This window comes from Streptomyces sp. NPDC056480 (assembly GCF_042795405.1).
In the GTDB taxonomy this organism is placed as follows: domain Bacteria; phylum Actinomycetota; class Actinomycetes; order Streptomycetales; family Streptomycetaceae; genus Streptomyces.
On the sequence record NZ_JBHTSA010000187.1, the window covers coordinates 1 to 10,954 of the forward strand.

14 protein-coding genes are annotated in these 10,954 nt (G+C 70.2%); 6 read left to right on the forward strand and 8 right to left on the reverse strand.

What is annotated here, in order from left to right; genetic code table 11:
* Positions 1-200: hypothetical protein (locus tag ACFQ79_RS38720; protein WP_383592611.1), on the forward strand; the 200-nt coding region annotated here is incomplete at its 5' end.
* Positions 201-348: 148 nt separating this feature from the next.
* Here ACFQ79_RS38720 and ACFQ79_RS38725 read toward each other — a convergent pair.
* Positions 349-1,011: a DNA-3-methyladenine glycosylase gene (locus tag ACFQ79_RS38725; RefSeq protein ID WP_383592613.1), complete on the reverse strand. Its 663-nt coding sequence runs from the start codon at positions 1,009-1,011 to the stop codon at positions 349-351.
* An 88-nt stretch (positions 1,012-1,099) separates the two neighbouring features.
* Between ACFQ79_RS38725 and ACFQ79_RS38730 the strand changes: the two genes are divergently transcribed.
* From ACFQ79_RS38730 to ACFQ79_RS38740, 3 genes are all read left to right on the forward strand, one after another.
* Complete coding sequence (locus tag ACFQ79_RS38730) at positions 1,100-1,882, forward strand: sporulation protein (protein ID WP_383592616.1); 783 nt, start codon at positions 1,100-1,102, stop codon at positions 1,880-1,882.
* 53 nt (positions 1,883-1,935) lie between these two features.
* Positions 1,936-2,472: a YbhB/YbcL family Raf kinase inhibitor-like protein gene (locus ACFQ79_RS38735; RefSeq protein WP_055599860.1), complete on the forward strand. Its 537-nt coding sequence runs from the start codon at positions 1,936-1,938 to the stop codon at positions 2,470-2,472.
* A gap of 167 nt (positions 2,473-2,639) precedes the next feature.
* Entirely contained in the window at positions 2,640-3,146 is a 507-nt protein-coding gene (locus ACFQ79_RS38740) for an HNH endonuclease (protein ID WP_383592619.1), read from the forward strand.
* A 74-nt stretch (positions 3,147-3,220) separates the two neighbouring features.
* Here ACFQ79_RS38740 and ACFQ79_RS38745 read toward each other — a convergent pair whose 3' ends face one another.
* The 4 genes from ACFQ79_RS38745 to ACFQ79_RS38760 form a co-directional block, all read right to left on the reverse strand.
* Positions 3,221-3,994 (reverse strand): sulfite exporter TauE/SafE family protein, encoded by a 774-nt coding sequence (locus ACFQ79_RS38745; protein WP_383592622.1) that lies wholly within the window; start codon positions 3,992-3,994, stop codon positions 3,221-3,223.
* 92 nt (positions 3,995-4,086) lie between these two features.
* Complete coding sequence (locus ACFQ79_RS38750) at positions 4,087-5,025, reverse strand: SPFH domain-containing protein (protein ID WP_073919559.1); 939 nt, start codon at positions 5,023-5,025, stop codon at positions 4,087-4,089.
* Between the two features lie 93 nt (positions 5,026-5,118).
* A complete protein-coding gene (locus ACFQ79_RS38755; protein ID WP_383592625.1) occupies positions 5,119-5,550 on the reverse strand; it encodes an NfeD family protein in 432 nt (143 codons plus the stop codon).
* Between the two features lie 74 nt (positions 5,551-5,624).
* Positions 5,625-6,422: an ABC transporter ATP-binding protein gene (locus tag ACFQ79_RS38760; protein WP_209494087.1), complete on the reverse strand. Its 798-nt coding sequence runs from the start codon at positions 6,420-6,422 to the stop codon at positions 5,625-5,627.
* A gap of 157 nt (positions 6,423-6,579) precedes the next feature.
* On the opposite strand from ACFQ79_RS38760, the gene ACFQ79_RS38765 reads away from it, so the two are divergent.
* Positions 6,580-7,371: a hypothetical protein gene (locus ACFQ79_RS38765; RefSeq protein ID WP_383592629.1), complete on the forward strand. Its 792-nt coding sequence runs from the start codon at positions 6,580-6,582 to the stop codon at positions 7,369-7,371.
* 129 nt (positions 7,372-7,500) lie between these two features.
* Here ACFQ79_RS38765 and ACFQ79_RS38770 read toward each other — a convergent pair whose 3' ends face one another.
* The 3 genes from ACFQ79_RS38770 to ACFQ79_RS38780 form a co-directional block, all read right to left on the reverse strand.
* Entirely contained in the window at positions 7,501-7,743 is a 243-nt protein-coding gene (locus tag ACFQ79_RS38770; protein ID WP_187624121.1) for a chaplin, read from the reverse strand.
* A 156-nt stretch (positions 7,744-7,899) separates the two neighbouring features.
* The gene (locus tag ACFQ79_RS38775) at positions 7,900-8,544 is read right to left on the reverse strand and encodes a response regulator (RefSeq protein WP_383592632.1); all 645 of its coding nucleotides are present in this window, start codon (positions 8,542-8,544) and stop codon (positions 7,900-7,902) included.
* Positions 8,537-9,682 (reverse strand): GAF domain-containing sensor histidine kinase, encoded by a 1,146-nt coding sequence (locus ACFQ79_RS38780; protein WP_383592634.1) that lies wholly within the window; start codon positions 9,680-9,682, stop codon positions 8,537-8,539. Before ACFQ79_RS38780 ends, ACFQ79_RS38775 begins: the two co-directional genes overlap by 8 nt.
* Positions 9,683-10,110: 428 nt before the next feature.
* Between ACFQ79_RS38780 and ACFQ79_RS38785 the strand changes: the two genes are divergently transcribed.
* Entirely contained in the window at positions 10,111-10,893 is a 783-nt protein-coding gene (locus ACFQ79_RS38785; protein WP_383592637.1) for a transglycosylase SLT domain-containing protein, read from the forward strand.
* The last annotated feature ends 61 nt before the right edge of the window (positions 10,894-10,954 follow it).

Here is a 10,954-nt window from a genome sequence, read left to right on the forward strand (position 1 = left end):
ATCTGGCGTTGATTTTTGGCACGCTGTTGAGTTCTCAAGGAACGGACGCTTCCTTTGTACTCACCCTCTCGGGCTTTCCTCCGGGCTTCCCTTCGTGTTTCCAACCTTACCAGATCGTTTTCCGTTCCGTTTCCGGTTCGGAGTTTGTATCCGGTGGCCTGTTGGCTGCCTTTCGCCTTTCGGCGTGTTCACTACGTTAGCTGATTTCTTCGGCGACTCATAATCGAGCAATCGAATTCGAATTCCGGCATGCCGAAATAAGCCCCTGCTGGGGAGTCATCTTGAGTAGTGGGTGGCAGCTGCGGGGTGCTTGAACAAGCAGGCCCGTAACCAGCTGCTCGGGCTACGTTAGGCGGTCGGACGTCCTGAGTCAAGTGTGCGTCTCCGGGGCGTATGAGGGCGATACGGACTCACCGTCGGGTCCGCGTCGATCCAGAAGCGCCAGGGGTGCGGGGCGCCGTCGCCGCCGACCCCCGTGCGGGGGCCGTTGCGGATGCGGTCGGGGGCCGGCGGGGTGCCGGTGAGGAGCCCGAGAGGGGCGTCCGGGCCGGCACAGGTGTCGGTGCCGTTCAGGGAGAGGCCGATGTCGAGGGCCGTGGCCAGGCGGGCCGGGCCCTTGGCCAGTTCGTGGTCGTGGCGGGCCGAGCGGCGGCGGGGGCGGGCCAGGTCGGCGCCCTTCAGGACCTCCCCCGCGCGCAGCAGCACCCCGCTCGCCTCGCCCTCGGGGCCGCAGACCAGGTTGAGGCAATGCCACATGCCGTAGGTGAAGTAGACGTACGCGTGTCCGGGCGGGCCGAACATGACGGCATTGCGTGCCGTACGGCCCCGGAAGGCGTGCGAGCCGGGATCGATCGCTCCGGCGTACGCCTCCACCTCCGTCAGGCGCAGTTCCATCAGGCCTTCGGTGGAACGGCGGACGAGGGTGCGGCCGAGGAGGTCGGGCGCGACCTCGAGGACCGGGCGGTCGAAGAAGGTCCGTGGGAGCGGCGTACGGTCGGGGCTCTCGCTCATGGCGCACGAGCGTAGTGGGGGTCCGGCGGGGAACCGACTACGGTCGTCGCGCGTATGTAGGGGTCAGGACTGAGAAGGAGTGAAGGTCATGGGATTCAAGAAGCTGCTCGCGAGCCTGGGTGCCGGTGGGGCCACCGTGGAGACGGTGCTCACCGAGGAGAACGTGGTTCCGGGCGGTGTCGTCCAGGGTGAGGTCCGGATCCAGGGCGGCAGTGTCGACCAGCAGATCGAGGGGCTGTCCGTCGGCCTGCAGGCGCGGGTCGAGGTCGAGGGCGGCGACCAGGAGCACAAGCAGGACATCGAGTTCGCCAAGGTCCGTCTGGGCGGTGCCTTCGAGGTCAAGGCCGGCGCGGTGCACGTGGTGCCGTTCGGTCTGGAGATCCCGTGGGAGACGCCGGTGACCTCGGTCTCGGGGCAGCAGCTGCGCGGGATGAACATCGGTGTGACCACCGAGCTGGAGATCGCGCGTGCCGTGGACTCCGGTGACCTGGACCCGGTCAACGTGCACCCGCTGCCGGCGCAGCAGGCGATCCTCGACGCGTTCCTCCAGCTGGGCTTCCGCTTCAAGAGCGCGGACATGGAGCGCGGGCACATCCGCGGGACGCGGCAGAAGCTGCCCTTCTACCAGGAGATCGAGTTCTTCGCGCCGCAGCAGTACCGGGGTCTGAACCAGGTCGAGGTCAGCTTCGTCGCGGACGACCGTGAGATGGACGTCGTCCTGGAGATGGACAAGAAGCCGGGTCTGTTCGGTGAGGGCAGCGACTCGTTCCGCGCGTTCAAGGTGGGTCTGGAGGACTTCCACGCGACCGACTGGGCGGCTTACCTGAACCAGTGGCTCGCCGAGGTCGGCGGCCGCCGCAACTGGCTCTAGGCTCGGGCCCGTAAAGGCTGCTGAGGCAGTACGGGCGATACGGAGGTTTCGACGTGTCCGAGGGCAAGAGGGCGCCGCTCCCGCACGACTTCCATCCGCCGGTGGCGGCGTTCACCGTGGTGAGCGACGACATCGCGCCGGGCGGGGTCCTGAAGGACGCGCAGGTGTACGCGGCGGGGAACACCTCGCCGCAGCTGCGCTGGGAGGGGTTCCCGGCGGAGACGAAGAGCTTCGCCGTCACCTGCTTCGACCCGGACGCCCCGACGGGCAGCGGGTTCTGGCACTGGGTGCTGTTCGACATCCCGGTGTCGGTGACCGAGCTGCCCGCCGGTGCCGGGTCGGGATCGTTCGAGGGGCTGCCGGCCGGGGCCGTGCACGTCCGGAACGACTACGGCTCGAAGGACTTCGGCGGTGCCGCTCCCCCGGCGGGGGAAGAGCACCGCTATGTGTTCACGGTGTACGCGGTGGACAGCGAGAAGCTCGGTCCGGACGGCGATGTGTCGCCTGCGGTGGTGGGGTTCAACCTGCGGTTCCACACGCTGGGGCGTGCCCAGTTGATCGGTGAGTACGCGGCTCCCGCGGCGGTCTGATCGTTCGTTTGTTGTTTGCCCGCTTCTGGTCTTGGAGAGATCAGAAGCGGGCATCTTTTGTTGCGCGGGAAATATTGCGTTGTCCGACCCCGGCCGGCCCGGCCATCGTTGATCCAGGCCCCACCGCCCCGCTCCGGGGCCGGGCCTGCACACGGGAGGTGGGCACAATGCGGGACACGCTGGTACTCAACGCGAGCTTCGAGCCGCTGTCGACGGTCTCTCTCAACCGTGCGGTGGTGCTCGTCCTGACGGACAAGGCCGTCGTCGAGCACGCCCATCCCGATCTGCGGGTCCGAGGTGCGGCCGTCGATCTTCCGGTGCCGCGGGTGATCAGGCTGTGCCGCTACGTCCGGGTGCCGTTCCGAAGACAGGCACCGTGGTCGAGGAGGGGGGTGCTGGTGCGGGACCAGCACCGGTGCGCGTACTGCGGGCGGCGGGCGACGACCGTCGACCACGTGGTGCCGCGTGCCCAGGGCGGTGGGGACAGCTGGCTGAACACGGTCGCCTCCTGCGCCGAGGACAACCACCGCAAGGCGGCCAGGACGCCGGAGCAGGCGGGGATGCCGCTGCTGTTCCAGCCGTTCGAGCCGACGCCCGCGGACGCGATGCTGCTGGCGATGCGGGCGAGCGAGCGCTCGGAGCTGCCGGACTGGCTGTCGAAGGCTGCCGCGTAACCCTGTCCCGTGCGGAAGGGCCCGCCTCCCCCGGTGTGGGGAGGCGGGCCCTTCCGCCTTTCCGGCCGACGCGCCTAACGGAGTGTCAGCTGGAGGATGGCGATGACGCCGACGGCGATGATCACTCCGCGCAGGACCGTGGGCGGCAGCCTGCGGCCGACCTTGGCGCCGATCTGGCCGCCGATGGTGGAGCCGACGGCGATGAGCAGGACGGCCGTCCAGTCGAACTCGGCGACGAAGAGGAAGAACACGGCGGCGACGCCGTTGACGAGGGCGCCGAGGATGTTCTTGACGGCGTTGATCCGCTGCAGGGTGTCATGGAGCAGCAGGCCCATCAGCGAGAGGTAGAGCACGCCCTGGGCGGCGCCGAAGTATCCGCCGTACATGCTGGCGAGAAGGAGGCCGACGAGGAGGGCGGGGCCGCCGTCGGGGTGGGCCTCGGTGCCGGTCTGTTCGCGGCGGCGCTTGACGGCGGCGGCGATGCGGGGCTGCAGGACGACCAGGACGAGCGCGAGTCCGATGAGGACCGGGACGATCGCGTCGAAGGCGTCGGACGGCAGCGCGAGCAGCAGGATCGCGCCGATCAGGCCGCCGACGAGGGCGGCGGCGCCGAGACGGATGATGCGGTGCTTCTGGCCCTTGAGTTCGGCCCGGTAGCCGATGGCTCCGCTGATGGAGCCGGGGACGAGGCCGAGGGCGTTGGAGACGTTCGCGGTGATCGGGGGGAGTCCGGTCGCGAGAAGGACCGGGAACGTGATGAGCGTTCCCGATCCGACGATGGTGTTGATGGTGCCGGCGCCGATGCCGGCGGCGAAGACTGCCAGGGCTTCCCAGATGGACAACGCCATCTCCTTACATGGTCAGTGAGTCGCCTCCCCGCCCTGACGTCGTCGGGGTCGAGGGGCTCGCACCGATCATGCACGAGGATTACGTGTACGTGTCAGTCAACCGAGGGTTCGTCTCGCCTTTCGGGCGAGGGGATCTTGGTGTTGAAGCCGGGGACGTTGCCGTCCTTGTTGCCGAAGGCGCCCGAGAGGCCCTTGAGGGCGTCGCCGATCTCGCTGGGCACGATCCAGAGCTTGTTGGCGTCGCCCTCGGCGATCTTCGGGAGCATCTGGAGGTACTGGTACGAGAGCAGCTTCTGGTCCGGGTCTCCGGCGTGGATCGCCTCGAAGACCGTGCGGACGGCCTGTGCCTCGCCCTCGGCGCGCAGCGCGGCGGCCTTGGACTCGCCCTCGGCGCGCAGGATCGCGGACTGCTTCTCGCCCTCCGCGGTGAGGATGGCGGACTGGCGGGTTCCCTCGGCGGTGAGGATCGCGGCGCGCTTGTCGCGCTCGGCGCGCATCTGCTTCTCCATCGAGTCCTGGATGGAGGTCGGCGGCTCGATCGCCTTGAGCTCGACGCGGTTGACGCGGATGCCCCACTTGCCGGTGGCCTCGTCGAGGACGCCGCGGAGGGCGGCGTTGATCTCCTCGCGGGAGGTCAGGGTCCGCTCCAGGTCCATGCCGCCGATGATGTTGCGCAGGGTGGTGACGGTGAGCTGCTCGATCGCCTGGATGTAGCTGGCGACCTCGTAGGTCGCGGCCCTCGCGTCGGTCACCTGGTAGTAGATGACCGTGTCGATGTTGACGACGAGGTTGTCCTGGGTGATCACCGGCTGCGGCGGGAACGGGACGACCTGCTCGCGCAGGTCGATCCGGTTGCGGATCGAGTCGATGAACGGGACGACGATGTTCAGCCCGGCGTTGAGGGTGCGGGTGTAGCGGCCGAAGCGCTCCACGATCGCCGCGCTCGCCTGCGGAATGACCTGAATCGTCTTGATCAGGGCGATGAAGACGAGCACCACCAGAATGATCAGGACGATGATGACTGCTGACATCGTGTTCCCCGTGCCCTTCGCTGCCGGTTGACTGCCGGGTGGCTTTCGATGATCGAGTTTCGCAGATGACGGAATGTCATGGGCGAGGTTCGGTCACATCACGACGGCGGTGGCCCCGTCGATGTCCACGACGTCGACCTGCTCGCCCGGTTCGAAGGTCTGATCGGAGTCCAGCGCCCGGGCGGACCAGATCTCGCCCGCGAGTTTGATGCGCCCTCCCCCGCTCGCGTCGACCCGCTCCAGGACCACGGCCTGACGCCCCTTCAGGGCGTCGATACCGGAGGCGTGTTGGGGTCTGCCGTCGCGGTGGCGGGCGGCGATGGGGCGTACCACCGCGATCAACGCGACCGAGACGACGGCGAAGACGAGTACCTGGGGCACGATGCCGAAGCCGAGGGCGGCGGTCACCGCCCCCGCCACCGCTCCGACGGAGAACATGCCGAATTCGGGCATCGCGGTCAGGACCAGCGGAATGCCGAGCCCCACCGCGCCGATCAGCCACCAGACCCATGCGTCGATGTCCACATGGTCATGGTAGGGCGGTGGGGTCCTGCGGGACAGGGCGCGGGCGGCTGTGCGGGACGCCGGCGCTTCCTCCGCTACTTCAGGGGCAGGCCGTGGGCGGTCCAGCGGTCGCCGACGCGCTCGACGACGAGCGGCAGGCCGAAGCAGTGCGAGAGGTTGCGGGAGGTCAGCTCCATCTCCACGGGGCCGGCCGCGAGCACCTTGCCCTGACGGATCATCAGGACGTGGGTGAAGCCGGGCGCGATCTCCTCGACGTGGTGGGTGACCATGATCATGGAGGGGGCGTACGGGTCGCGGGCGAGGCGGCCGAGACGGCGGACGAGGTCCTCGCGGCCGCCGAGGTCGAGGCCGGCGGCGGGCTCGTCGAGGAGGAGGAGCTCGGGGTCGGTCATCATCGCGCGGGCGATCAGGGTGCGCTTGCGCTCGCCCTCGGAGAGGGTGCCGAACCTCCGGTCCAGGTAGTCGTTCATGCCGAGGCGGTCGAGGAAGGCCTTGGCGCGCTGCTCGTCGACCGGGTCGTAGTCCTCGTGCCAGGTGGCGGTCATGCCGTACGCGGCGGTGAGGACGGTCTCCAGGACGGTCTGGCGCTTGGGGAGCTTCTCCGCCATGGCGATGCCGGCCATGCCGATGCGGGGGCGGAGCTCGAACACGTCGGTGCCGACGCCGCCGAGCCGCTCGCCCAGGATGTCGGCGGTGCCCTTGGTGGGGAAGAGGTAGCTGGAGGCGATGTTCAGAAGGGTGGTCTTGCCGGCGCCGTTGGGTCCGAGGATCACCCAGCGCTCGCCCTCCTTGACCGACCAGGAGACCTCGTCCACCAGAGCCCGTCCGTCGCGGACCACGGATACGTCCACCAGCTCCAGTACATCGCTCATGAGCGCGTTGTCTCCCCTTGCGGTCGAGTCGTGTCGTCGCCTTGCGCCGGTGGGCGCGGCGTCCAGGGGAAAACCTACGTTATCGACGGAGCGGGCCGGTCCCTAGGGCTTCCTTTGAGTCCCCCGGTGCGCCCGGGACTCCCCCTAGTCTTGGGGAATGCTTTCGGAACCACGCTCAGGACGCCTGGCCGCTTGGGGCAATGCCCTGCTGGCCGGGGCGGTGTCGCCGGACGAGGCGGCGCTGGCCATTGTCGGGGAGGACGCGGTGCACCGCGTGGAGGGGCTGCCGGGTGAGGCGCGGCCGGTGGGGCTGACGCTGGCGCTCGGCCGGCTGCGGCGGCTCGGGGTGACCGGGTGGCGGGTGGCGCTGCCGGCGCCGGGGCATCCGCTGGGGCTGAGCGGGCCGCCGGACTTCAACGCGCGCGCGTTGGAGGCGGAGGAGGCGGTGGTGGGTCACGGCGCGCCGTACGGCCTCGTGCCGGAGGTCTCGGAGGCGGGGCCGGCGGGCGACGTCCATGTGGAGGTGGTCTGGCGGTGCCTCGCGGTGCGGGACGCGCCGCCGGCGGACGTGCCGTCGCTCGGCGAGGCCGAGCGGGAGCTGGCGGAGGCCCTGAGGGACGCGACGGCGGTCCTGACCCGGCTGGACGTGGCGGCCTCGGGCCCGGCGGCGGACGCGGCGCGCGAGGCGTACCGGGCGCGGGCGGAGGTGGGCCGCGAGGTCCTCGCCCCGGGCTACCCGCCGAGGGCGGTGCGGGTCCTGGAGCTGGCGCAGCGGGTGGGCCTGCTGGTGGACCTGGCGTACGACCACGGACACGGGGGCGCGGTGAGCGCATCGGAAATGGCGGCGCGGGGGGAGGCGCTGCGGCCGGTGGAGAGGGTGGCCCGGCGGGCCCAGGTCGCCGCGTACAACGCCTACGTGGAGGAACGGGAACGCCAACAGGGCCCCTGACCCCCCACCGGCGGACGGAGTCCGAAAGGCGCCCCCGGCGCCCAGCGGCGCGAGGAGCGCGTCGGAGGAGGGGGACGCGGAACCGGCCCCCGGGGGATCTTCCCGGGGGCCGGTCGGTTCGTGCGGCGGTCAGCCGTTGAGGGCGTGGTTGCCGAAGGCCGGGTTGAGCAGGCCGATCACGTTGACCGTGTTGCCGGAGACGTTCACGGGGACGTGGACCGGGACCTGCACCAGGTTGCCGGACGCGACGCCCGGGGACTCGACGGCCTTGCCCGTGGCCTCGGCGCCGTGGGCGGAGGCGACACCCGCACCGGCGGCGACGATGCCACCGGCGACCATGGTGAGGGCAGCGGCCTTCTTGAGGTTCTTCACTTGGTACATCCTCCTGGTCATCGCTGCGGCCGGTCAGCCGCAGCACGCCTTGGAGAACGCGGCGCGCTCCGTCAGGTTGCGCCGAACGGGGGACATACACACGACGGTATGAAGGACAGAACGGTCGTGCGCCCGGCGCACGAGGGGGCGCGCGCGTCAGTCGGTGAGGCCGTGGCGGACGGCCCAGAGGGCCGCCTGGGTGCGGTCCGCGAGGTCGAGCTTCATCAGGATGTTCGAGACGTGGGTCTTCACCGTCTTCTCGGAGAGGACCAGCGCGCGGGCGATCTCGCGGTTGGACCGGCCGTCCGCGATCAGGCCGAGGACCTCGCGCTCCCGTTCCGTGAGGGTCGAGCCGCGTCCCGTACCCCCGTGGGAGTCGTCCTGGCTGAGCAGCGCGCCGGCGACCTCGGGCTGGAGCAGGACGTGCCCGGCGTGGACGGAGCGGATCGCGCCGGCCAGCGCGTCGGGGTCGATGTCCTTGTAGACGTATCCGGAGGCTCCGGCGCGGAGCGCGGGGACCACCGTCCGCTGCTCGGTGAAGCTGGTGACGACGAGGACCTTCGCGGGGTTGTCGAGGTCGCGGAGCCGCTTCAGCGCCTCGATGCCGTCCGTCCCCGGCATCTTCACGTCCATGAGGACCACGTCGGGGCGGAGCTCCTCGGCCCTGGCGACGCCCTCGGCGCCGTCGGAGGCCTCCCCCACCACCTCTATGTCGTCCTGCACCTCCAGAAAGGTGCGCAGGCCTCTGCGGACGACCTGGTGGTCGTCGACCAGCAGGACACGGATCTGCTTGTCAGCCACCGGGTACCTCCATCTCGATCGTGGTGCCCTCGCCGGGCGCCGAGGTCACGGTGAGCGATCCGCCGACGCCGCCCGCCCGGTCCCGCATGGAGACCAGGCCGAGGTGGCGCCCCGCACTGCGGACCGTACGCGGGTCGAAGCCCTTGCCGTCGTCGGCGACGGTGAGCCGCGCGCCCTGGCCCGCGCGGGTGAGGGAGACGGTGACGAGCCCCGCGTCCGAGTGCCGCAGGGCGTTGTGCAGGGCCTCCTGGGCGACCCGCAGCACCGCTTCCTCCTGCGCGGCGGGCAGCGCGCGCGTCCCGGGGCTCTCGAAGGTGACCCGGGCGGTGTGGGCGCGGTCCAGGACCTGGATGTGGGTACGGAGGGTGTGGACGAGGCCGTCCTCGTCGAGGGCGGCGGGGCGGAGCTCGACGACGGCGGCGCGCAGCTCGTCGGCGGCCTCGGCGGCGAGCAGGGCGACCTGCTGGAGCTCGCCCTTGGCGCGGGCGGGGTCGCGGTCGACGAGCGCGGCGGCGGCCTGGGCGGTCAGCCGGAGCGAGAAGAGCTTCTGGCTGACGGCGTCGTGCAGCTCGTGGGCGAGGCGGGAGCGCTCCTCGGCGATGGTGAGCTCGCGGCTGCGCTCGTACAGACGGGCGTTGGTGAGGGCGATGGCCGCGTGCTGGGCCAGGATCGAGAGGAGTTCCTCGTCCTCGGCCGTGAAACCGCAGCCGCCGTCCTTCTTCGGGCAGCGCTTGTTGGCGAGGAAGAGGGCGCCGAGGATCTCGTCGCCGTCCCTGACGGGGAGGCCGAGGAAGTCGGACATCTCGGGGTGGGCGGCGGGCCAGCCCTCGAAGCGGGGGTCCTCGCGGACGTCGGCGAGCCGCTCGGGCTCGGCCTTGTGGAGCATCGCGGCGAGGATGCCGTGCTGCCGGGGCAGCGGGCCGATCGCCTTCCACTGTTCGTCGCTGACGCCGTCGACCACGAACTGGGCGAAGCCCCCGTGGTCGTCGGGGACGCCCAGGGCCGCGTACTCGGCGTCGAGCAGCTCGCGGGCGGAGGCGACGATCGTCTTGAGGACGTCGCGGACCTCCAGATGGCGGCTCATGGCCAGGAGGGCGGTGCTCACGGCGGCCAGGCCGGAGCTCGGTCGATGGCTCATGTGTTCACCGTACCGGCGGGTCGTGACGGTCCGTATCCGTCCGGAGACCGCGGAGGAGGGGGACCGGGGACCTAGGTCGTAGTGCCTGGGGGGCGCTGTCCTCCTTCAGGAGGGGGGGACTTACTGTGCGCATTGCTCACGCAACGGCTGGTGAGTTCGTTACGTGCCCGATGTGAGCCCGCGCATAGGACCCAGGTCACTTACGAAGTCCCCTAGTGGACATCGGAAGGGGGGGTCAGGGTGGGGTGAGCCCGACATAAGGGGGCTTCTGTGGTCCGTGCACGGGCCCCTGATCCACTACCCGGGTTCGTACGTCACACCTTTGCCACGGCATTTTGCGGCCGCTAAGAATTGCCCCCGTCGCCGCCGAGTTGGCGAGACACCGCCCCGGTGGAGCGACCCCCAGCGATTCGAAGAGGTAGTCCGTTATGTCTGCGAACACCCCTGGCCACATTCGTGGTCTGAAGAAGACCCACAAGGCCACGATCGCCGGCGTCGCCGCTCTGGGCGCCGCGGCGCTCACCCTCTCCCTCGTCCCCGGCAACGGCTCGACCGAGACCGAGCCCCAGGCTCTCTCCGGTACGCAGCAGGTCGCCTGGTCGTACAACGCGAGCAGCCCGCAGGCGAAGGCCCTGGCCGCCAGCGTGACCGAGCAGCACACCACCGTCGGCCTCAAGGCCAAGCAGGAGGCCGCGGCGAAGGCCGAGGCCGCCGTCAAGGCCAAGGCCGCCGCCGCGGCCAAGGCGAAGGCCGACGCGCAGGCCAAGGCCGCCGCGAAGGCGAAGGCGGACGCCAAGGCGAAGGCCGCGGCGAAGGCGAAGGCCGACGCGAAGAAGCGTGCCGCGGCGAAGACGGCCGCGAGCCGCTCCGTCGCCCGCACCCCGGTCTTCGCGAACAACCTCGACGGCTGGATCCGCGAGGCGCTGTTCATCATGGACAAGCACAACATCCCGGGCACGTACAACGGCCTGCACAAGAACATCATGCGTGAGTCCAGCGGCAACCCGCGGGCCATCAACAACTGGGACATCAACGCCATCAACGGCGTCCCGTCGAAGGGCCTGCTGCAGGTCATCTACCCGACCTTCAAGGCCTACCACATCCCGGGCACCAAGTTCGATCAGTACGACCCGGTCGCCAACCTCGTCGCCGCCGCCAACTACGCGGCCGACCGCTACGGCTCGATCGACAACGTCAACAGCGCGTACTGATCGCACTCGGTCCGCTGTCGCACGCCGAAGGGCGGCACCCCCCGCACTGGGGGTGCCGCCC

What these genes read in the sequence shown, in the direction of transcription:
- ACFQ79_RS38730 (WP_383592616.1), top strand. Translation starts at nt 1,100, where the DNA reads ATGGGATTCAAGAAGCTGCTCGCGAGCCTGGGTGCCGGTGGGGCCACC.
- ACFQ79_RS38760 (WP_209494087.1), bottom strand. Translation starts at nt 6,422, where the DNA reads ATGAGCGATGTACTGGAGCTGGTGGACGTATCCGTGGTCCGCGACGGA.
- ACFQ79_RS38785 (WP_383592637.1), top strand. Translation starts at nt 10,111, where the DNA reads ATGTCTGCGAACACCCCTGGCCACATTCGTGGTCTGAAGAAGACCCAC.
- ACFQ79_RS38725 (WP_383592613.1), bottom strand. Translation starts at nt 1,011, where the DNA reads ATGAGCGAGAGCCCCGACCGTACGCCGCTCCCACGGACCTTCTTCGAC.
- ACFQ79_RS38750 (WP_073919559.1), bottom strand. Translation starts at nt 5,025, where the DNA reads ATGTCAGCAGTCATCATCGTCCTGATCATTCTGGTGGTGCTCGTCTTC.
- ACFQ79_RS38745 (WP_383592622.1), bottom strand. Translation starts at nt 3,994, where the DNA reads ATGGCGTTGTCCATCTGGGAAGCCCTGGCAGTCTTCGCCGCCGGCATC.
- ACFQ79_RS38765 (WP_383592629.1), top strand. Translation starts at nt 6,580, where the DNA reads ATGCTTTCGGAACCACGCTCAGGACGCCTGGCCGCTTGGGGCAATGCC.
- ACFQ79_RS38740 (WP_383592619.1), top strand. Translation starts at nt 2,640, where the DNA reads ATGCGGGACACGCTGGTACTCAACGCGAGCTTCGAGCCGCTGTCGACG.
- ACFQ79_RS38780 (WP_383592634.1), bottom strand. Translation starts at nt 9,682, where the DNA reads ATGAGCCATCGACCGAGCTCCGGCCTGGCCGCCGTGAGCACCGCCCTC.